We start from the raw sequence: 21,246 nt of genomic DNA, 5'->3' as shown, positions 1-21,246 counted from the left end.
GCGTCTCAGGCGTCCCTCGTGAACTTGCTGATGACGTCCATGAACGGCTTCGGCTTGAATTCGCCGTCGAGCGGCAACGGGCGGTTCGGCTGCTTGTCCGCGCGGGCGAAGGTGCCGTTGATCCAGCTATAGCGATCCGAGAGGCCCCAGGTCAGGATCGAGCGCACCGGGCCGCTGGTCGAGATCGCGGTCAGGAGATCGTCGACGCGCTTGGCGACGATGGCGTCGCGCTCCGCAGGACTTCCCGTCAGCTTCTGGTCGTCGACATCGAGCTCGGTGACGAGCACATCGAGGCCCCAGGAGCGCAACTCGGTGACGAATTCGGCGAGCCCATGCGTGTCGATCTCGAGCTCGGCATGCAGATGCGATTGCAGGCCTACGGCGTGCAGTGGCACGCCCTGGTCGAGCAGGTCCATGATCAGGTTGCGGTACGCCGCGCGCTTGGCAATGAACGAGTCCTTCGCCGACTCGATGTCATATTCGTTGATCGCGAGCTTGACGAAGGGATCGGCCGCGGCCGCCGTGCGGAAGGCCAGCGGAATCCAGCGGTTGCCCAGATGCTGCGTCCAGAACGTGTCGCGCCGGTCGGTGATCTTCTTCGGATTGTCCGGGATCGGCTCGTTGACGACGTCCCACGACGTCAGCTTGTCCTTGTAATAGGACACGACGGTGCCGATGTGGTCGACATAGGCGCTCTCGACGCCCTTGGTGTCCTTGATCTGCTTGGTCCAGTCCGGAATGTCGTGATACCAGGCGAGCGCGTGGCCGCGCATCGTCAGATCGTTCTCCCTGGCGAAATCCAGGATCGCGTCGGCGCGCTCGAAGTTGAACGTGTGCGCGTTCGGCCGCAGCATCGGCCATTTCAGCTCGAGCACCGGCACCACCTGGGTGCAATAGGTGCTGATGGCTTCGCCGAGCCTGGGATCGGCTTGCAGGTCCCAGAGCGTCGCCGCAGCGCCAAAGCCCGGACGGCGCTGCGCGAGTTTTGATGCCGGCGCGGCGGACGCCGATGCCCCCGCCGCGAGTGCTGCGGCGCCGCCGAGGAGAAATTCGCGTCTGTCGAGCCTGGTCACGGTGGGACGTTCCTTTTGGAACCAATGCGCCATCGTACCAAGCGGCGCCTTGCGACGCCGGAGTTTCCTGTCGTTGGGTTAACCTTTGCGGATGTCCGGTGCGCAACGCGCGTGGCGCTGCATCGCTGTTCCAGTCTGGATCAGGGTTTCGTGTCGTGATCGCAGCAACCGCTCCAGGGAAAGGGCAAATTTAACGCTAACGCGCGAAAGCGGCCTCTCAGCCTCATTCGCCGCCCGATCTGCAGACTTATGTGACACTCTTGAGAGATGCTGCGGCGCAGTTCGTTCGCCCCGCCAAGGTCATTGATTAACGGCCGTCACCATCGCAACACCGTTGCCGGTCCTGTGCTCGCATGCTGAACCGCCATTTCTCGATTTATCTCGTCGCCTACATCCTGCCCGCAGCGGTGGGCTTCTTCGCGGTCACGGCCTACACGCGGCTGCTGACGCCGGCCGAGTACGGCGTTTATGTCGTCGGCATCAGCCTTGCCGGCATATTGGGCGCGATCTTCTTCGCCTGGATCAAGCTGTCGGTGTCCCGCTATCAGGCGATGTCGGCGGAGGTGGATTTTCGCGGCACGGCGATGGTCGCCTTCGCGCTGACGGCTGCGGTGCTCTGCGCCACCACACCGCTGGTCATTCTGTTCCGCAGCGATCTCAGCGTCGAGCTGCTGCTCGCCAGCATGTTCGTGGCGATCATGGCTAATGCCGTCGATGTCGGCCAGGAATTCGAGCGCGCCAAATTGCGCCCCTACAGGTTCGCGGCGATCTCGATCGTCCGCAGCGTGTCGAGCGTCGGCTTTGGCCTGCTCGGCATCTGGCTCGGCTGGGGTGGGTTGGGATTGCTCGCCGCGTTCGGCCTGGGCTCGCTCACCGGCATCATTCTCAATCTCGTCGGCGACCGCACGAAGATCGCGCGCTTTGAGCGCAGCCAGTTCATGCAGCTGGCGCGCTACGGCCTGCCGCTGACGCTGGCCGGATTGTCCGTTGCGGTCTATTCGGCCTGTGACCGGCTCATCGTCGCTTATCTGCTCGGCAAGGACGCCGCCGGCATTTTCGGCGTCGCCGCCGATCTGCCGCGACAGTTCATGGTCATGATCGCCTCCAGCGTCGCCGCGGCAACCGTGCCGCTGGTGTTCCGGTCGCTGTCGGAGAAGAACAACGAGACGACGCGGGAGCGGCTGAGCGAGAGCCTCGAGTTGCTGCTCGTCGTCGTCGCCCCCGTCGCCGTCTGGCTCGCGCTCGCGGCCGACCAGGTCGCGGGCACGCTCGTCGGTGTCGATTTCCGCGCCGGCGTATCGGCGCTGCTGCCGACGCTGGTGCTCGCGCGCTTCTTCGGCATCGCCAATCAATTCTATGTGCAGATCAGCTTCCAGCTCGCCGAGCGGCCGTTCATGCTGGCGGCGCAATCGTTCCTCACGCTCGTTCTGAGCGTGACGCTGATGTTCGCGCTGGTGGCCGGCTACGGGCTTTACGGCGCGGCGCTCGCCACCCTCGCCACCGAAGCGCTCGGCTTCGTCGTCGCCGTTGCCCTGATGCGCCACGCCCATCCCGTGCCGTTCGACGTCAACCGTCTCGCCGGCGTTGCGGCTTCGGCTGCGGCGATGGCGGGCGCCATCCTCATTGCGCGGACGCAAGTCGGCGGTACCGGTATCGTGGCGTTGATGGTCGTCAGCTCCGCGGGCGGGGTTGCTTACGCTGCCGCGGCCTGGCTGCTCAACGTCGCGAACGTGCGGACGTTGTCGCTGCGCTTCCTGCGGACGTTCAACCGCAAGGCGCTGGGCGTATAGAACCCGCGCGCTACCCCGCGAGAAAGCCGCCATCCACGGCAATGACGGTGCCGGTCGCATATTGCGAAGCCGGCATGCAGAGGAAGGCAACGGCGCCGGCAATGTCCTCCGGCTGTCCCCAGCGCTTGAAGGCGGTGCGGTCGGCGATGCGCTGATAATGCGCAAGATCGCTGCGGCCGGCGGCGTTGATCGCGGTTTCGACATAGCCGGGCGCGACCGCGTTGACGCGGATGCCTTCTTCGGCCCACTTCAAAGCCAGCGCCTTGGTCAGCATCACGACACCGCCCTTGCTGGCGCAATAGGCGGGAATCCGCGGCAGCGCCAGCGTCGCGTTCATCGAAGCGATGTTGACGATCGATCCCGTCTGCTCCGCGAGCAGGGGATGGAAGGCCATGCAGGTCCGGAACGTGCCGGTGAGATTGACGTCGAGCACCTTCATGAAGGTCTCGATCTCGAATTCCTTGTCGCGCGCGAGAATGCCGGCGCAGTTGATCAGCGCGTCGACGCGCTTGTGTTTCCGGGCGAAGGACATGACGGCCTCGTCATCGGTGACATCGAGCGTCGCGAGCGTGAGACCCGCGCGCGGTTTGAGGAGGGTGCGGGCAAGATCGGCCTCGTTCGCACCCGTTGCTGTCACTGTCGCACCCAGATCGCAGAATTGATTGCTGATGGCGGCGCCAATGTCACCGGCGCCGCCGATCACGACGGCATGAAAGCCGGGGGCGAGAGAAAAATTCGGATTCATCGGGAATGTCTCACTTCAGGGATTTCGGAGGCGCAGCCGTCGACTCGCGGACGACCAGCGAGAAGTCGATCTCGCGATGCATGATGGTCTGCTCGCCGGCGAGGCTGCGCACCAGATATTCGCCGGCGCGCTGCCAGGTTTCTCCGGTCGGTACGTGGATCGTGGTCAGGCTCGGCCGCAAATGCCGGCTCCAGTCGAGGTCGTCGAAGCCGACCACCGATAGGTCACGCGGCACCGAAAAACCGCTGCGCTCGGCTTCGAGCAGCACGCCATAGGCGATGACGTCGTTGCCGCAGACAACGGCTGTCGGACGGTCCTCGAGGCCCAGGAGATAGCGCGCCGCCTCGCGCGCGTCGTCCAGCGTATAGGGCACCTCGACATGCCATTGCGAAGGCAATTCGAGCCCGTTCTCCGTCAGCGCGCGGCGAAAACCGGCGACGCGCGCGCTGGCGCGGTCGTTGTTGCGCTGGAGCGCCGAGACGATCCCGATGCGGCGATGGCCGAGCTCGATGACATGCGCGGCGGCGCGATGGGCGGCGGCTTCGTTGTCGGTGCCGACGCAAGGATAGGGCCGGTCGGGCTGGTAGATGCCGACATTGATGAACGGTACGGCATTGTCCGCCAGCAGCTTGCGCAATCCGTCGTGATGGCAATCGCCGCGCAGCACGAGGCCGTCGACACCGCGGCTGATCAGATTGCGCGCCTGCTGCAATTCGACGTCGAGATCGTAGCCGCTCGTGGTGAGAAACAGCATGTATCCGACCGACGACAGATATTGCTGCAGCGAGGCGATGCCGCGCGCGAACATCGTGTTGTCGATCGTTGGAACGATTGCGCCAAGCGTGCGCGAGCGGCGTGACGACAGGATGCGCGCCGGCGCATGCGGGATGTAGCCGAGCGCGTCGATGGCCTGCTCGATACGCGCCCGCAAGGAAGGGCTCACCGCGTCGGGGTTGTTGAGGGCGCGCGAGACCGATGCCGTCGAGACGCCGGCGCGGGCCGCCACGGCGCGGATGCCCTGTTTCACAGACTTGGCGTTGGTCAGTCTCATGAATGTAACGTTACATCGGGCGTAGCGAACCGCATGGTAGCGGCAATGTCGCAAATCTGCCGCAGATTGTGCGGCTTGTCCATCGCTTGACACGGCGAATGCGAGGTCTATTTTGTAACCGTTTTCAAGCGCTGCTCAAACGTTTTCAAAATGGTCCGCCAGCTTAAGGCGGCCAGCCGGGAGGAGAGTTCGATGAAGGCCAGGATGCTCGCGACCCACGTCGCGTTGCCCGTTCTCGCGATTGCTGCGGCGACCGCGCAGGCGCACGCCGCCGATTTCGACTGGATGAAGTTCAAGGGCAAGACCGTCACCTTTCTCGCCAACAACAATCCGGTGTCGCAGGCGCTGCTGACCTACAAGGCCGATTTCGAGAAGCTGACCGGCATGACCCTCAAGGTCGACGGCTATCAGGAGCAGCAGATGCGCCAGCGTCTGGTGACCGTCATGAATGCGAACAGCGACGAGGTGGACGTGTTCATGACGCTGCCCTCGCGCGAGGGCGAGCAGTTCGCCGCCGCCGGCTGGTACGGCGATCTCACCGCGATGGCCAAGAACGAGGTGGCCAAGGAATACGACCCCAACGGATTGAGCCAGGCCCTGCTGAAGGCCGCGACCTTCGGCGGCAAGCTGACCAGCATGCCTATGAACATCGAAGGCCCGATCTTCTATTACCGCACCGACATCTTCAAAAAGTGCGGCCTCGAGGCGCCGAAGACGATCAAGGACGTCGAGGCCGCTGCCGAGAAGATCAAGAGCTGCGACAGCACGGTGACGCCGTTCGTCTCGCGCGGCCTCAAGCCCGCGATCGCCTATACCTTCAGCAACATGCTGCACAATGTCGGCGGCAGCTATGTCGCAAACGGCAAGTCGAACCTCTGCTCAGCCAAGGGCAAGGAAGCGCTCGACACCTATAGCCGGCTGCTGCGCGATTTCGGACCGCCTGGCGTCGTCAACTACAGCTTCCAGCAGATTTCGGCGCTCTACCGCGGCGGCCGCGCCGCGATGGCGTTTGAGTCGTCGAATGAATTGCGCACGGTGATGGAAGGCGGCGCGCGCCTGAAGGACACCGGCCTGCTGCCGTTCCCGGCGGGCGATGCCGGCCAGGTGCCGACCACGATCGGCTGGGGCATGGCAGTGTCCTCGCACAGCAAGCAGCCGGATGCGGCCTGGTACTTCGTGCAGTGGGCGACCAGCCCCGAGGTGCAGAAGAAGATGGCGCTTCAGGGCATTGCCCCGCCGCGTCCGTCGGTCGCCAAGGATCCTGAATATCGCAAGTGGATCGACGAGGAGCCGGTGCGGAAGGAATGGCAGGCCGCGCTCGACGTGCTCGCCACCAAGGGCTCCTCCGAGGTCGGCTATCCCATCGTCGCCAATCCGCAATCGCGCGAGTTCATCGGGCAGGCGGTGCAAGATCTGATCCTGAAGCAGAAGACCGTCGATCAGGCTTGCGCGGATGCCGACAAGGCCCTGGATGCGCTAATCGCGCTGAACTAACGGCCTCATGCCGGCAGGCTTGCTGCCTGCCGGCACCCAACTCGATCGAGGATACGAACGCATGTCTGATACGGCTGCGACACTCACGCAGGACCGGCAGAAGCTGGAGATGGCGGCCCTATCGGCGCCGGCCGTGGTCTTCACGGTCGCGATGATCGCGTTTCCGGTCGTCTATACGATCTGGCTCGGCTTCCAGACCTTCTCCTCGACCGGCAAGCAGTCCTTCGCTGGCCTCGCCAATTATTCGAAGCTGATCTCCGATTACGAATTCTGGCACGGGCTGTGGATCACCATTGCGCTATTCGTGCTGTCCTTGGTGCTGCAGCTCGTCTTCGGCGTCTGGTTGGCGCTGGTGCTGTTCCACGCCAAGCGGCTGCCGGGGATCGTGCGCTCGTTGTTCATTTCGCCCTTCATGATGCCGCCGGTGGTGGCGGGCATGATGTGGCTGGTGATCCTCGATCCGTCGCTCGGTGCTGCCAACTATATCCTCCAGTCGTTCGGCCTGCCGCCGTCGGACTGGCTGGCCTCGCCGACCTGGGTCATTCCTACCGTGGCTCTGATCGACAGCTGGCAGTGGACGCCTTATGTCGCCCTGATCGTGCTGGGCGGCCTGCAATCCCTGCCGCCGAGCGTCTACGAGGCGGCGCAGATCGACGGCGCGTCTCCATTCAGGACTTTCCAGCGCATCACGCTGCCGCTGCTGCTGCCGACCATCGTCACCGCGGCGATCCTGCGCAGCGTCGATCTGCTGCGCTTCTTCGACATCATCTACATCACGACCCAGGGCGGCCCGGGCAACGCCTCGAACACGCTCAACATCTACGGCTTCCGGGTCGGCTTCGAATTCTTCAACATCGGCTATGCCAGTGCCCTGATGCTGACGCTGACGGCGATCGTGTTCGGCGCCGTGCTCGCCTTCAATCGCCTCCGCGGCGCGGTGGCCTGGTGATGTCATGAACGATGCCGCCAACACCGACCGCTGGATCCGCTGGCTCAACACGGTGCAGCTCCTGCTCGCCGGCGTGCTCATCATGGCGCCGACGGTCTGGATGGTGCTGTCCTCGTTCAAGCCGTCGTTCGAGGTCACCGCGTATCCGCCGACGCTGAGCTTCTCGCCGACGCTGGAAAACTATGTCGAGCTGACCAGGACCACGCCGTTCCTCAGCTACGCGCTCAACAGTCTCATTGTCACCGTTGGCTCGACCGCACTCGGTCTGCTGTTTGGAATTCCTGCAGCCTTCGCGGTCTCCTGGACGCGGATTTCGTGGCCGGCCATCCTGACGCTCGCCGCGCGCATGGCGCCCGGAACGTTGTTCCTGCTGCCGTGGTACGTGATGTTCCGGCAGGTCGGCATGATCGGCTCCTACACCGCGCTGATCCTCAGCCATGCCGTCATCACGCTGCCGATCGTGATCTGGGTTTTGTTGCCGTCCTTCGACGGCATTCCGCGCAGCGTGTTCGAGGCGGCGCAAGTGGATGGATGCAGCGTCACGCGCATCCTCTGGCGCATCGCGCTGCCGCTGGTGGCGTCAGGCGTCGCCGTCTCGGCGATCCTCGCCTTCGTGTTTTCGTGGAACTACTTCCTGTTTGCGCTGGTGCTCTCCAACGGCGACACCAAGACGCTGATCGCGGCGGCCTTCAACTTCATCGGCGAAGGCTCGACGCAATGGGGCGCCCTCATGGCGGCAGCAACGCTGATCGCGTTGCCGCCGCTGGTGCTGGCGGCCCTGGTTCAGCGCTGGCTGGTGTCCGGACTGACGCTCGGTGCGGTGAAAGGCTAGGTATCGAAATGAACGTGTCGCCCCGTCCGAATTCGATCATGCAGGCCGCGGTCTTCCACGGCAATGACCGCATCACCATCGAGCGCGTCGCGATGCCCGATGTCGGCACAGGTGAAGTGCTCGTCCGCGTCTCGCGCACCGCACTGTGCGGCTCCGACTTCAAGCTCTGGCACAAGGGCGCCGAGTTCACTGCGGGCCACGAGATCTTTGGCGTGGTCGAGCAGCCCGGTCATCGCCTGCACGGCCGCCGCTGCGCCGTCTATATCCCCTTGCACTGCGGTCACTGTGCGGCTTGCAAGCGCGGCGATACCCAGATGTGCCTGGAAGTGTCCAGCCTGATCGGCTGGAACAGGCCGGGCGGTTATGCCGAATATGTGCCGGTGCCGGAAAACTGCCTGCTGCCGGTGCCAGACGATATCGAGGACAGCCTTGCGCCGCTGCTGCTCGACACCATCGGCACGTCGGGCCACGCCGTGCGCTTCGTCAGCCGCATTGTGCCGCCGAATGAGGCGGGGCCGGTCCTCGTGATGGGCGCCGGGCCCGTCGGCCTTGGCGTCGTGCTGGCGCTCCGCGCGCTCGGCTACGACGACATCCACGTTGCCGATCCCAACGCGGCACGGCTGAAGATCGCGCAGTCCTTTGGCGCAAAGGCGCACCCGGTCGGAGATGCCTCGAAGCGCTTCGCCCTCATCATGGAATGCTCCGGCGCGCATGCGGCGCGCAACCTCGGCATCGAGCTGGTCCTGCCGCGCGGCGCGCTGGTGCTGGTCGGCGAGAACGCCGCGCCCTGGACCATCGAGGAAGGCAAGGTCTTCCGCCGCAAGGACTTTTACATGATCCGGACCTTCTATTTCCCGGTCTCGGATTTCGAGCCCAATGTCGAACTGCTGCGCAAATACAAGGACGAGTACCGCGTCCTGGTCGACGGTCAGTTCGGCCTGTCGGCTCTGCCAGAGAATTTCGCCCGCTTCGCCAAGGGCGAGCTGATCAAGCCCGTGCTGGCGCTGGACTGAGCAATCATGGCTTCGATCTCGATCCGCAACCTCACCAAGCGCTACGGCAATTTCACCGTGATCCCCGATCTCAATCTGGAGATCGCGGACCACGAATTCGTCGTCTTCGTCGGCCCGTCCGGCTGCGGCAAGTCGACCTTGTTGCGCATCATCGCCGGTCTCGAGCCGATTTCGTCCGGCGATCTCTACATCGGCGACAGGCGCGTCAACGGCGTCCAGGCTGCGCAGCGCGATATCGCGATGGTGTTCCAAGATTACGCGCTCTACCCGCACATGCGGGTCTACGACAATATGTCGTTTGCGTTGGAGCTGAGAGGCACACCGAAGGCCGAGATCGACGCCCGCGTGAGGCGTGCGGCTGCACTGCTGCACATCGAGCCCTATCTCGACCGCAAGCCGAAGGAGTTGTCCGGCGGCCAGCGCCAGCGCGTCGCCATGGGCCGCGCCATCGTGCGCAATCCCAAGGCCTTTTTGTTCGACGAGCCGCTCTCCAATCTCGATGCGAAGCTGCGCGGGCAGGTGCGGGCGGAGATCAAGGCGCTGTCGCAGGAGCTGAAGACCACCATGGTCTTCGTGACGCATGACCAGATCGAGGCCATGACCATGGCCGACCGGATCGTCGTGCTCCAGAGCGGCACGATCCAGCAATACGATACACCGGAGACGGTTTACGAGCGGCCCACCAACCAGTTCGTCGCCGGCTTCATCGGCTCGCCCGCGATGAATTTCTTCCCGGTCGAATGGCGTCAGGAGCGCGCGATCCTGTTGCAAGGCGGAACGGTGGTGCCGCTGGACGGCGAGACCGCTGGCCGCCTGAGCAAGGCCGGCAACGCCGTGCTGGGCATTCGCCCCGAACACTTTGCCATCGCCACTGATGCCGCCGATGGCATCGCCATCAAAGTCAAGCTGGTCGAGCCGCTCGGCTCGGACACGCTGATCCATTTCGATCTCGCCGGCGGATCCGCCATCGCGCGGGTCGATCCGGCGCTGCGGCCGAAGGTTGGTGATCGCATCAATCTGCGCCCACAGTCGGGCAAGACGCATTTGTTCGCTGCATCCAACGGACAGGTCTTGCGGTGAGTGCGTCGGCAAACATCGGCGATCTCTCGGCGCTGGCCGACCTCGCGTCCGGCGCGAAGCCCGTGCACGTGATCTGCCTCGGGCTATCCGCGCTCGACCAGGTCTGGCGCGTCGATCGGCCGTTCGCGGGTGGAAGCGAGAAGATCAAGGCGGTCGAGTACGGCACGCTTGGCGGCGGCATGGCCGCCAATGCTTCTGTTGCGGTGGCAAAGCTCGGCGCATCCGTCGCGTTCTGGGGGCGGGCAGGGAATGATGCCGCTGGCCACGAGATGAAATCGGCCTTCACGGCCGAAGGCGTCGATGTCGAGAATTTCCGGCTGTTTCCCGATGGCCGCTCGTCGGTCTCCGGGATTATCGTCGACAGCAGCGGCGAGCGGCAGATCGTCAATTTCCGCGGCCTTTATCCGGAAGCCGCAGACTGGCTTCCGCTCGAATCTGTCGCGCGCGCATCCTCCGTGCTGGCCGATCCGCGCTGGGTGGAGGGAGCCGCGACGCTGTTTCGCGAAGCGCGATCGCGCAACATCCCGACCGTGCTCGACGGCGACATGGCCGATGCCGAGGTATTCGAGCGGCTGCTGCCCTTGACCGATCACGCCATCTTCTCCGAGCCCGCGCTCGCTGCCTTTGCCGGCTCGGCCGAAGGCAAATCTCTCGCAGCCCTTGCGCGCTTCGGCTGCCGCGTCATCGCCGTCACGCGCGGCGCGGGCGGCGTGAGTTGGTACGAGAACCGCCAGCTGCACCAGCAGGCCGCCTACGCCGTCGACGTCGTCGACACCACGGGCGCGGGCGACGTCTTCCACGGCGCCTATGCGCTCGCGATCGGCGCCGGCCTCGACGTGCGCGCCGCCATGGCGTTTTCGGCGGCGACGGCCGCCATGAAATGCCGCCACGCCGGCGGCCGTAACGGAATCCCCGAGATCAACGAGTGTCTTGTATTCATGAGGACGAAGCCATGAGAACGATTGGAAAGAACCGCGGCCTGGCACGGCTTGCTGACGCGGATGGCCATTTTCGCATGGTCGCGCTGGATCAGCGGCCGCCATTGTTCGACGCCATTGCGAAGGCAAAGGGGATCACGCGGGACCAGGTCGAATATTCCGACGTCACGGCGGCCAAGCGCCTCCTCGTCGAGAACCTCGCGCCGCATTGCAGCTCGATGCTGTTCGACCCGAACTTCGCAGTGCCTGCCGCGATCGACCTGCTGCCGCCGCGCTGCGGCCTGATCATGACGCTGGAAGAGCACCGCGTTGAGGAAACCGCGGGCGGCCGCAAGTCGCGCGCGATCACCAATTGGAGCGTGGAGAAGATCCGCGCCATGGGCGGCGACGCCGTCAAGGTGCTGGCCTGGTACCGGCCGGACGCCGATGCCGCGGTGAACGAGCACCAGAAGCGTTTCGTGCGCGAAATCGGCGAAGACTGCGCCCGTCACGATATCCCGTACGTGCTCGAGTTGCTGGTCTACCCGTTCCTCGGCAGCGCCAATCACACGGCCGATTACGTGGAATCGCCCGGCAAGCTCCCGGGCCTCGTCATCGACAGCGTGCGTGAATTCGCAAAGCCTGAATACGGCGTCGATCTTCTCAAGCTGGAGAGCCCGCTTGCAGCCAACAGCCTGCCGGCGCGTGACGGCAGCGCGGAAGCAAAGGCCGCGCAGAATGAGTTCGATGCGATCGGCGATATCTGCCGCGAACGCAGCATCCCCTGGGTATTGCTGTCGGGCGGCGCTGCGCCTGAAAAGTTCGAGCGCGTGCTCGACTACTCCTATGCCGCAGGCGCAAGCGGTTTCCTGGCGGGCCGCACCATCTGGCTGGATGCCGTCCTGAAGAACTTTCCGGACCGCGCAGCGGTATCGGCCAGCCTGCGCAAGGATGGCCTCGGGGTGCTGGAACGGCTCAATCAACTGACCACGGCCAAGGGTACGGCGTGGAAGGCGCGCTTCCCGGTGTTCGCTGATATCAAGCAGGAAGGTGACTTCGCGCGCGCCTACTAAGATGGTAACGGTCCCGCGTGGTCTCACCTCGGTCGCAGGACCTGCAATATGACGACTGACAGCTTCACCATCTGCTCGATCGAGGCCTTCTGCTATCGCTATCCCTTGGCGACGCCGGTGGTGACGTCGTTCGGCAAGATGCTCAACCGTCCGGCCGTCTTCGTTCGCGCAGTCGACGAGGACGGTGTCGAGGGATGGGGCGAAGCCTGGTCCAACTTTCCTGCACCGGGCGCCGAGCACCGTGCCCGGCTTGTCAACGAAGTGCTGGCTCCGGGCCTTGTCGGGCGCAGGTTCGACGGTCCCGCCCAGGCTTTCGAGGTCCTGACGAAGGGTACCGAAGTGCTGGCGCTTCAATGCGGCGAGCCCGGTCCGTTCGCGCAGGCGATTTCCGGCATCGATCTCGCGCTGTGGGACCTCTCCGCGCGTCGGCAGCGCTTGCCGCTGTGGCGGCTTCTCGGTGGGCAGTCGCGCAGGATCAAGGTCTATGCCAGCGGCATCAATCCGGGCGGCGCCGCGCAGACGGCCGAAGCCGCGCACGCGCGTGGCCATCGCGCGTTGAAGCTGAAGGTCGGCTTCGGTGCCGAGACCGATCTCGCCAATTTGGCCGCGCTGCGCGCGATCGTCGGTGCGGGCATGCTCGCCGCCGATGCCAATCAGGGCTGGTCGGTCGATCAGGCGCTGGAGATGCTGCCGCGGTTGGCCGCGTTCGATCTGCGCTGGCTGGAGGAGCCCATCCGGGCCGACCGGCCGCGCGAGGAATGGCGCAGGCTGCGGGCAGCCGCGAAAATGCCGATTGCCGCGGGCGAGAACATTTCGAGCGTCGAGGGATTCAAGGACGTCCTGGCCGAAGACGTGCTCGGCGTCGTTCAGCCTGACATCGCGAAATGGGGCGGGCTGAGCGCATGCGCTGGCGTCGCGCGCGACATTCTGAAGGCGGGCAAGACGTTCTGCCCGCATTATCTCGGCGGCGGCATCGGACTGCTCGCCTCGGCGCATCTGCTGGCGGGCATCGGCGGCGACGGCTGGCTCGAGGTCGATGCCAACGACAATCCGCTGCGCGACCGGTTCTGCGGTGCCGTTGCCAATGTCACTGATGGTACGATCGTCCTCGGCGAGGAACCGGGGCTCGGATTCACGCCCGACCTGTCAGGAATCGCGGACTATCGCAGCCTGTAGGCGGCTGCGACACCTGCGTCGTCGGACGCCGCGCAGGCCAGTTTCCCCTTGCGTTCTATTCCTCGTCGCGGAAAGCTGCCGGCGAGACGGGTAGCCGCCTTCACATTTCATAACGATGGCCGGAGCCATGTCTCGCCGAGCTTGAAAATCAAAGTTCGTTCTGCTCATTAGGGATCTGCAATTGCGCTGCAACATGCGCAAAAAGCCCATCGACTAAAGTCGATAGCCAGCGAGGAAACGAAAAAATGCGCAAGCTCACTTTGGCCATTGCCGTGATCGCCCCGATGCTCGGTCATGCCGCGTCGGCTGAGGACACCCTCAAGATCGGCTACATCGATCCGCTCTCCGGCGGTGGTGCCAGCGTCGGCGAGGGTGGTCTGAAGACATTCCAGTATCTGGCCGACGAGCTCAACGCCAAGGGCGGCATTCTCGGCCACAAGATCGAGATCGTGCCGCTCGACAACAAGACCAATCCGCAGGAAAGCCTGGTGCAGGCCCAGAAGGCGATCGACGCCGGGGTCCACTACATCACGCAAGGCAACGGCTCGTCCGTCGGCGCGGCGCTGTCGGATTTCGTCACCAAGAACAACACGCGCAATCCCGGCAAGGAAGTGCTGTACTTCAACTACGCCGCCGTCGATCCCAGCCTGACCAACGAGAAGTGCAGCTACTGGCATTTCCGCTGGGATGCGAGCTCCGACATCAAGATGGAGGCGCTCACCAACTACATGAAGGACACCGCCTCGATCAAAAAGGTGTACCTGATCAACCAGGACTATTCGTTCGGTCAGTCCGTCCGCTCCGACGCGCGCAAGATGCTCGGCGCCAAGCGGCCCGACATCCAGATCGTCGGCGACGAGCTGCATCCGCTGCTGAAGGTCACCGATTTCTCGCCCTATATCGCCAAGATCAAGGCGTCCGGCGCCGACAGCGTCGTCACCGGCAATTGGGGCCAGGACTTCGCGCTGCTGCTCAAGGCTGCCGCTGACGCCGGCCTGAAGGTCAACTGGTACACCTATTATGCCGGCGGCGCCGGCGGCCCCACTGCCGTCAAGCAGACCGGTCTCGATCATCAGGTCTTCCAGATCACCGAAGGCTTTGCGAATTCCGGCAACAAGGTCGCGATGGATTACGAGAAGGCGTTCCGCGCCAAGGTCAATCTGTCGCTCTGGTACCCGCGTGCGGTCAACGAGATGCGCATGTTCAAGGCGGCTGCCGAGAAGGCCAACTCGATCGATCCCGTGAAGGTGGCGGCGGCGCTCGAGGACCTGAAGTTCGAGGTCCTGGACGGCGGCTCCGGCATCATGCGCAAGGACGACCACCAGTTCCTTCAGCCGATCTACATTTCCTCCTTCGGCAGGCTGACCGAGAACGAGCCGTTCGACGAGGAAAACACCGGCTGGGGCTGGCACCTCGTCTCCAAGGTCGACACGGCGCAGGCCATGGTCCCCACGACCTGCAAGATGGCGCGGCCGTAATCACGACAGCCGTCGTTTTCCCGCGGCCGCCATCGGTCGCGGGAAGGCGGTGGCCGGACTATTCTTGATTGGGCGATGTTCACCGGGGCCATCAGGCCCCGGACAGAGACGAGTGCGCTGTGCTTGAACTCATTGTCATTTCGACCCTGAACGGCGTGCTGTTCGGCATGCTGCTCTTCCTGCTGTCGAGCGGGCTGACCGTCATCTTCAGCATGATGGGCGTGCTCAATTTCGCGCATGCCAGCTTCTACATGCTCGGCGCCTTCTTCGGCTTCCAGCTCACGAAGTGGATCGGGTTCTGGCCGGCGCTGGTGCTGGCGCCGCTGCTGGTCGGCGCCATCGGCATGGCGGTAGAGCGCTACGGCCTGCGCAACACCCACAAGCACGGCCATGTCGCGGAATTGCTGCTGACGTTCGGTCTGGCTTTTGCGATCGAAGAAATCGTGTCGATGATCTGGGGCAAGAGCCCGGTCGACTATCGCGTGCCGTCGTTGCTCGACTTCCCGGCCTTCACGATCTTCTCGACCAACTATCCCGCCTACAAGATCTTCATGCTGGCCGTGTCGGTCGTGATCTTCGTGGCGCTGCTGGTCGTGCTCAAGCGCACCCGCGTCGGCCTGATCGTGCAGGCGGCGCTGACGCATCCGCACATGGTCGGGCATCTCGGCCACAATGTCGGGCGTGTGTTCATGGTGGTGTTCGGCGTCGGCAGCGCGCTCGCCGGCATTGCCGGCGTCATTGCCGGTCCGGCGCTGGTGACGCAGTCGGACATGGCCGCGGCGCTCGGGCCCATCCTGTTCGTCGTCATCGTGTTCGGTGGCCTCGGCTCCTTGCCCGGCGCTTTCGTCGCCTCGCTCGTCATCGGACTGGTGCAGACCTTTGCGGTGGCGCTGAACGGCTCGCTGGCGAGTGCGTTTGGACCGCTCGATCCGTCGACGGGACCGTCGGTCCTCACCGACATCTGGAACGTCACGATCGCGCAGGTCGCGCCGATCGTTCCCTATATGCTGCTGGTGCTCATTCTGATCGTTCGCCCCATGGGCCTGATGGGGACGCGCGAGTCATGACCGCCAAACCGATTTCGACATCGAAGCCCGCCGGCGACGGCCTGCGCTTCTACGGCGTCTGGCTGATCGGCATCGCCGCGCTGATCGTCCTGCCGCTGATCTTCTCCTCCGGCGGCTCGCTGACGTCGTTCAGCCTGATCGGCATCGCGATCGTCTTCGCGCTCTCCTACAACATCCTGCTCGGCCAGACCGGCCTGCTGTCGTTCGGTCACGCCGTGCATTACGGCCTCGGCGGCTTCGCGGCCTGCCACATGATGAATGCGGTGGTGTCGCACGGCTGGCCGATCCCGCTGCCGTTCATTCCGCTGTTCGGCGGGATCGGTGGTCTCGTCTTCGCTGTCATCATCGGCTGGGTCATGACCAAGCGCGCCGGCACCGTGTTCGCGATGATCTCGCTCGGCATCGGCGAATTGGTGGCGTCGTCCTCACTGATCCTGCGCTCGGTGTTCGGCGGCGAGGCCGGCATCACCACGGATCGCACGGCGTTGCCCAAGATGTTCGGCTGGTCGTTCGGGCCGCAGCTTCAGGTCTATTATCTGATCGCGTTCTGGCTGGTGCTGTCGGCCATCGTGATGTACGCGCTGACCCGGACGCCCCTGGGACGGATCAGCAATGCCGTCCGCGACAATCCCGAGCGTGTCCAGTTCATCGGCTACGATCCTCACGTCGTTCGCTATCTCGCCTATTGCTTTGCCGGGTTCTTCGCGGGCGTCGCCGGCGGCCTGACCGCGATCAATTTCGAGATCGCGAACTCCGCGCTGCTCGGTGCGATCCAGTCCGGCCTCGTGCTGTTCTCCACCTTCATCGGCGGCATCGCCTATTTCTTCGGGCCGATCCTCGGCGCGATCCTGGTGACCTATCTCCAGCTCGGGCTGACAGGCCTCACCAGCGTCTGGCAGCTCTATTTCGGCATCATCTTCATCGGCATCGTGATGTTCGCGCCGGGCGGCATCGCCGGCCTGTTGATGATGCACCGGCCGCTGGTTCGCGCCGGAACGCTGTGGACGGTGATCCCGTCCTATCTCGTCGCTGTCGTGCCGACCCTGGCGCTCGCCTGCGGCGTCATCCTCACCATCGAGACGGTCGCGCGCTATTCCGGCGGCGACCCGATCAACCTGTTTGGCATTCCCTTCAATGCGAAATCCCCGGTGACGTGGATTTCCGCAGCAGTTCTCGTCGTCGGCGGTGCGTTCGTCGCGCGGCTGACCTGGCGGAGGATCGCGGACGCGTGGGACAGGGCTGCGACGGTCGCCCGTGACCGGGGGTATTTGGCATGACCGTGGCCATCGAAGTCCGCGCCGTCGAAAAGCGCTTCGGCAATGTCGGCATCATCCGCGACCTCAACCTCAGCGTCGCGAAAGGCGAGCGTCACGCCGTCATCGGTCCGAACGGCGCGGGGAAATCCACGACGTTCAATCTGATCAGCGGCCACATCAAGCCGACCTCGGGCGAGGTGAAGCTGAACGGCGATGTGATCTCCGGCCTGCGGCCGTTCGAGATCAACCGGCGCGGCCTGTCGCGCTCGTTCCAGGTCACCAACGTGTTCGCCCGCATGTCGGTCTGGGAGAATGTCCGCTGCGCCGTGCTGTGGGCGACGGGACACCGCTACGCTTTCTGGAAGAACGTCGACAGCCTGCCGGAAGTGCGCGAGCGCACGGCCCAGATCCTGGACGACATCCATCTCACGCACCGGCGCGATGTTCCGGCGGGACTTCTGACCTACGCCGAGCAGCGCGAGCTTGAGATCGGCATCACCATCGCGAGCGGGGCCACGGTCGTCATGCTGGACGAGCCGACCGCCGGCATGAGCCACGCTGAAACCGACCGCGCGGTGTCGCTGATCCGGCGGCTGACCGAGGGCAAGACCCTGGTCATCGTCGAGCACGACATGAGCGTGGTGTTCGGCCTTGCCGACCGCATCTCCGTGCTGGTCTACGGCCACATCATCGCATCGGGCACGCCGGAAGAGATCCGGCGCGATCCGAAGGTCAAGGAAGCCTATCTCGGCGAGGAAGCGCACTGATGCTCGAGGTCAGGGATCTCCACGCCTATTACGGCAAGAGCCACATCCTCCAGGGCGTCGACCTTGACGTCGCCGCGGGCGAGGTCGTGAGCCTGCTCGGCCGCAACGGTGTCGGCCGCTCGACCACGGTCAAGGCGATCATGGGCGAGGTCGCGCCGCAAGGCACGATCCGCTTCAAGGGCAAGGACATCGCCGGCCTTCCCAGCTACAAGATCGCGCACCTCGGCCTCGGCTATGTCCCTGAACATCGCGATATCTTCCCGAGCCTGACGGTTCGCCAAAACCTCCTGCTCGGCGTCAAGGACACGCGCCGCCCCGGCAAATGGCGGCTTGAGGACATGCTCGAGATGTTCCCCAATCTCGCCGCGCGCGCCGATACGGCCGCGGGCGTGTTGTCGGGCGGCGAGAAGCAGATGCTCACCACCTGCCGGACGCTGATGGGTGATCCGGACCTCATCATGATCGACGAGCCGACCGAAGGTCTGGCACCGCTGATCGTACAGCAGGTCGGCGATCTCATCGCCCGCATCGCGCAGGCCGGCGTCGCAATCCTGCTGGTCGAGCAGAAGCTCTCGATCGCGATGCGGATCTCGAAGCGCGTCTACATCATGGGCCACGGCCGCGTCGTGTTTGAGGGGACGCCGGACGAGCTCAAGGCCAACGCCGCCGTGCGTCAGGAATGGCTCGAAGTCTGACGCTCACATTGTCGTGTGACGCACGCGTAAAATAGAACGGCTGCGCGATGCGCATACGCATCTGAATTCTTCGCTACATCTCACGCTTCATAATCCTTGTATCGTCGCGCTCGCCGGCATCGCAATCGATGCGGCCGATGATAACCAAGAAGAAAGTGGAGGGCGCCGGCGGCAGCCTGTGAGCTCGCGCGTCGATGCGTCTTGCCTGGGAAGGAGATGCCGAGCATGCCGGGAAGACAACTGGTCCGTGGAGTCGTTGCTCTGCTTGCGGCTCTGGGCGCCGCTTCGGCCGCGACGGCCGGAAACTACGACACCGGCGCGACCGACACGTCGATCAAGCTCGGGCAGACCATGCCCTATTCGGGACCGGCCTCCGCCTATTCCGCGATTGGCCGCGCCGAGATCGCCTATTTCAAGATGCTCAACGACAAGGGCGGCATCAACGGCCGTAATGTCGAGCTGCTCAGCATGGACGACGGTTATTCGCCGTCGAAGACGGTCGAGCAGGTTCGCCGCCTCGCCGAGAGCGACGAGGTGCTGGCGATGTTCTCGATGCTCGGCACCGGTCCCAACATCGCCGCGCAGAAATACCTCAACGCCAAGAAGATTCCGCAGCTGTTCCCGTCGAGCGGCGCCAGCCGCTGGAACGATCCGCAGCATTTTCCCTGGACCACCGGTTCGCAGCCGACCTACCGGACCGAAGGCCGCATCTATGCCAAGTGGATTCTTGCGAACAAGCCGAATGCCAAAATCGCCGTCATCACGCCGAACGAGGATCCCGGGCGCGACTATCTCGCCGGCTTCAAGGAGGGGTTAGGGGAGCACGTCAACCAGATCGTGTCCGAGGCTACCTACGAGACATCGGATCCGACCGTCGACTCCCAGATCGTCAAGTTCAAGGCCGCCGGCGCCGACGTTGTTTTCAACGAGTGCACGCCGAAATTCGCGGCGCAGGCCATCAAGAAAATCGCCGAGCTCGGCTGGAAGCCGCAGATCATCCTTCCCGCCGTTTCCAACTCCGTCGGCTCCGTGCTGGTGCCGGCCGGGCTCGACAATTCCGTCGGCATCGTCACTGGTGCTTTCCAGAAGGATCCCGGTGATCCGCGCTGGGAGAATGATTCCGGCATGAAAGCCTGGCGCGAGTGGATGAAGACGTACAATTCGGGCGCCGATCCGGCCGACGTCTTCAACGTCACCGGCTACACCATGGCGCAGATCATGGAGCTGGTGCTGCAGCGCGCCGGCAACGACCTCACCCGCGCCAATTTGATGAAGCAGACGCAATCCTTCAAGGACGTCGAGCTGCCGATGCTGCTGCCGGGCATCAAGCTCAACACCTCGGCCGAGCAGGTGACGCCGATCCGGCAGTTGCAGATGGCGCGCTTCAACGGCAAATCCTGGGAGCTGTTCGGCGACGTGATCGGCGAATAGGATCGACGCAATGTGACGGGCGGGCTGGCACAGCCTTGGCCGCCCGTCTTGTCCTACAGTTGCTTCCTCCAACGACAGTGAAACGACGATGACACCGACCGGCCCCCTCAGCGGTATCCGCGTTCTCGATCTGACGAGCGTGCTGTTCGGCCCCTACGCCGCGCAGATGCTCGGGGACTGGGGCGCCGATGTCATCAAGGTCGAGCCGCCCGCGGGCGACACCTGGCGCTACACCGGCGTGTTCCGGAACCGCGGCATGAGCGGCCAGTTCATGGCCGTCAACCGTAACAAGCGCAGCCTCGCGCTCGATCTGAAGCATCCGGACGGCAAGGCGGCGCTGGCAAAACTGATCCCGACGGTCGATGCGCTCGTCACCAATGTGCGACCCGCGGCGATGGCGCGGCTCGGCTTCGGTTACGAGGCCTGCGCAAAGCTCAATCCGCGGCTGATCTATGCCGCGGCGACCGGCTTCGGCCAGGACGGGCCGTGGGCGGCGCGCCCCGCATTCGACGAGATCATCCAGGCGGCTTCAGGCCTTGCGTCATCGATCGGATCGGACGAGGAGCCGGAATTCGTTCCGAGCCTGATCGGCGACAAGATCTGCGCGATGGCGATGGTCGGCGCGGTGTCCGCGGCCTTGTTCCGGCGCGAGCGCAGCGGGCAGGGCCAGATGGTCGAAGTCCCCATGCTGGAAACCATCGCCGGCTTCAACAGTATCGAGATGCTGGGCGGGCACGCGTTCGATCCGCCGATCGGCCCGACCGGCTACAAGCGGATGAAGAACCGGCGCCCGGTGCAGACCAAGGATGGCTGGCTGACGATGCTGCCTTACTCCGGAGACAATTGGTGCGCGTTCTTCGAGGCTGTCGGCCGCCCCGAGCTGATCGAGGAGCTCGGGGTGCGCGATCCCGTGCTTCGTTCCCAGAACATCGACAAGGTCTACGACCGCATGAGCGAGATCGGGCCGACCCGCACCACGGCGGAATGGGAGGAGCTATTGCTGCGGCTGGACGTGCCGCACACCGCCTTCGCCCGGCTCACCGAGATCGGCGAGCAGCCGCATCTCGCCGCCGTCGCATTGTTTGCGGATATCGATCATCCGACCGAAGGCCGGATCCGGCAGGCGCGGCCCGCGACGAAATTCTCGGAAAGCCCGGCCGGCATCCATCGCATGGCGCCGCGCCTCGGCGAGCATTCGCGCGAGGTGTTGCGCGAGGCGGGCCTGAGCGATGCGGAAATCCAGGCCGCGGTGGATAGCAAGGCTGTCGGGGTCGCGTCTTGAGCCGCGGCGTTCGGGAACCGCATCTCTGTGATGACGGTCACATCCTGCTGGCGCGGGCGGGTCTAGCGTAGGTCTGT

At 64.5% G+C, this 21,246-nt stretch carries 19 protein-coding genes; 16 read left to right on the top strand and 3 right to left on the bottom strand.

Translation table 11 applies throughout. The annotated features are described in order from the left end of the window. Positions 1–5 precede the first annotated feature (5 nt). Positions 6–1,073 carry an endo-1,4-beta-xylanase gene (locus ABIB99_RS38945; protein ID WP_354098116.1) on the bottom strand — a complete coding sequence of 356 codons (1,068 nt, stop codon included), beginning with the start codon at positions 1,071–1,073 and terminating at the stop codon, positions 6–8. Between the two features lie 353 nt (positions 1,074–1,426). Here ABIB99_RS38945 and ABIB99_RS38940 point away from each other — a divergent pair, with 353 nt between their 5' ends. Next, positions 1,427–2,863 carry a lipopolysaccharide biosynthesis protein gene (locus ABIB99_RS38940; protein ID WP_354181041.1) on the top strand — a complete coding sequence of 479 codons (1,437 nt, stop codon included), beginning with the start codon at positions 1,427–1,429 and terminating at the stop codon, positions 2,861–2,863. A gap of 10 nt (positions 2,864–2,873) precedes the next feature. Here ABIB99_RS38940 and ABIB99_RS38935 read toward each other — a convergent pair whose 3' ends face one another. Both ABIB99_RS38935 and ABIB99_RS38930 read right to left on the bottom strand, forming a co-directional pair. After that, positions 2,874–3,608, bottom strand: a complete 735-nt coding sequence (locus ABIB99_RS38935) for an SDR family NAD(P)-dependent oxidoreductase (protein ID WP_354181040.1) — start codon at positions 3,606–3,608, stop codon at positions 2,874–2,876. A gap of 10 nt (positions 3,609–3,618) precedes the next feature. Next, positions 3,619–4,659, bottom strand: coding sequence for a LacI family DNA-binding transcriptional regulator (locus ABIB99_RS38930; protein WP_063985365.1), 1,041 nt, complete (start codon positions 4,657–4,659; stop codon positions 3,619–3,621). A 192-nt stretch (positions 4,660–4,851) separates the two neighbouring features. Here ABIB99_RS38930 and ABIB99_RS38925 point away from each other — a divergent pair, with 192 nt between their 5' ends. From ABIB99_RS38925 to ABIB99_RS38855, 15 genes are all read left to right on the top strand, one after another. Beyond that, positions 4,852–6,153: an ABC transporter substrate-binding protein gene (locus ABIB99_RS38925; protein ID WP_063986669.1), complete on the top strand. Its 1,302-nt coding sequence runs from the start codon at positions 4,852–4,854 to the stop codon at positions 6,151–6,153. 61 nt (positions 6,154–6,214) lie between these two features. Then, a complete protein-coding gene (locus tag ABIB99_RS38920) occupies positions 6,215–7,102 on the top strand; it encodes a carbohydrate ABC transporter permease (protein WP_063986668.1) in 888 nt (295 codons plus the stop codon). 4 nt (positions 7,103–7,106) lie between these two features. Further along, positions 7,107–7,934 carry a carbohydrate ABC transporter permease gene (locus ABIB99_RS38915; RefSeq protein ID WP_085403252.1) on the top strand — a complete coding sequence of 276 codons (828 nt, stop codon included), beginning with the start codon at positions 7,107–7,109 and terminating at the stop codon, positions 7,932–7,934. An 8-nt stretch (positions 7,935–7,942) separates the two neighbouring features. Continuing rightward, positions 7,943–8,947 (top strand): zinc-dependent alcohol dehydrogenase family protein, encoded by a 1,005-nt coding sequence (locus ABIB99_RS38910; RefSeq protein WP_354181036.1) that lies wholly within the window; start codon positions 7,943–7,945, stop codon positions 8,945–8,947. Positions 8,948–8,953: 6 nt separating this feature from the next. Further along, the gene (locus tag ABIB99_RS38905) at positions 8,954–10,027 is read left to right on the top strand and encodes an ABC transporter ATP-binding protein (RefSeq protein WP_354181034.1); all 1,074 of its coding nucleotides are present in this window, start codon (positions 8,954–8,956) and stop codon (positions 10,025–10,027) included. Next, positions 10,024–10,983, top strand: coding sequence for a sugar kinase (locus ABIB99_RS38900; protein ID WP_354181032.1), 960 nt, complete (start codon positions 10,024–10,026; stop codon positions 10,981–10,983). The genes ABIB99_RS38905 and ABIB99_RS38900 overlap by 4 nt, the downstream gene beginning before the upstream one ends. After that, entirely contained in the window at positions 10,980–12,017 is a 1,038-nt protein-coding gene (locus tag ABIB99_RS38895) for a tagatose 1,6-diphosphate aldolase (protein ID WP_354181030.1), read from the top strand. Before ABIB99_RS38900 ends, ABIB99_RS38895 begins: the two co-directional genes overlap by 4 nt. 48 nt (positions 12,018–12,065) lie before the next feature. Beyond that, positions 12,066–13,193, top strand: coding sequence for a mandelate racemase/muconate lactonizing enzyme family protein (locus ABIB99_RS38890; RefSeq protein ID WP_354181028.1), 1,128 nt, complete (start codon positions 12,066–12,068; stop codon positions 13,191–13,193). A 245-nt stretch (positions 13,194–13,438) separates the two neighbouring features. Beyond that, a complete protein-coding gene (locus tag ABIB99_RS38885) occupies positions 13,439–14,671 on the top strand; it encodes a branched-chain amino acid ABC transporter substrate-binding protein (RefSeq protein ID WP_354181026.1) in 1,233 nt (410 codons plus the stop codon). Between the two features lie 119 nt (positions 14,672–14,790). Further along, positions 14,791–15,738 (top strand): branched-chain amino acid ABC transporter permease, encoded by a 948-nt coding sequence (locus ABIB99_RS38880; RefSeq protein ID WP_354181024.1) that lies wholly within the window; start codon positions 14,791–14,793, stop codon positions 15,736–15,738. Further along, positions 15,735–17,015, top strand: a complete 1,281-nt coding sequence (locus tag ABIB99_RS38875) for a branched-chain amino acid ABC transporter permease (protein WP_354181022.1) — start codon at positions 15,735–15,737, stop codon at positions 17,013–17,015. The genes ABIB99_RS38880 and ABIB99_RS38875 overlap by 4 nt, the downstream gene beginning before the upstream one ends. Then, a complete protein-coding gene (locus ABIB99_RS38870; protein ID WP_247311738.1) occupies positions 17,012–17,761 on the top strand; it encodes an ABC transporter ATP-binding protein in 750 nt (249 codons plus the stop codon). Before ABIB99_RS38875 ends, ABIB99_RS38870 begins: the two co-directional genes overlap by 4 nt. Then, positions 17,761–18,456 (top strand): ABC transporter ATP-binding protein, encoded by a 696-nt coding sequence (locus ABIB99_RS38865; RefSeq protein ID WP_063985355.1) that lies wholly within the window; start codon positions 17,761–17,763, stop codon positions 18,454–18,456. Before ABIB99_RS38870 ends, ABIB99_RS38865 begins: the two co-directional genes overlap by 1 nt. 216 nt (positions 18,457–18,672) lie before the next feature. Next, positions 18,673–19,887: an ABC transporter substrate-binding protein gene (locus ABIB99_RS38860; protein ID WP_502917546.1), complete on the top strand. Its 1,215-nt coding sequence runs from the start codon at positions 18,673–18,675 to the stop codon at positions 19,885–19,887. Between the two features lie 88 nt (positions 19,888–19,975). Beyond that, positions 19,976–21,169: a CaiB/BaiF CoA transferase family protein gene (locus tag ABIB99_RS38855; protein WP_354181017.1), complete on the top strand. Its 1,194-nt coding sequence runs from the start codon at positions 19,976–19,978 to the stop codon at positions 21,167–21,169. The last annotated feature ends 77 nt before the right edge of the window (positions 21,170–21,246 follow it).

The sequence above is a fragment of the Bradyrhizobium sp. LA6.1 genome, assembly GCF_040547805.1.
In the GTDB taxonomy this organism is placed as follows: domain Bacteria; phylum Pseudomonadota; class Alphaproteobacteria; order Rhizobiales; family Xanthobacteraceae; genus Bradyrhizobium; species Bradyrhizobium barranii.
The sequence above is the reverse complement of the archived record's forward strand: the minus strand, read 5'-3'. Positions and strand labels throughout refer to the sequence as shown.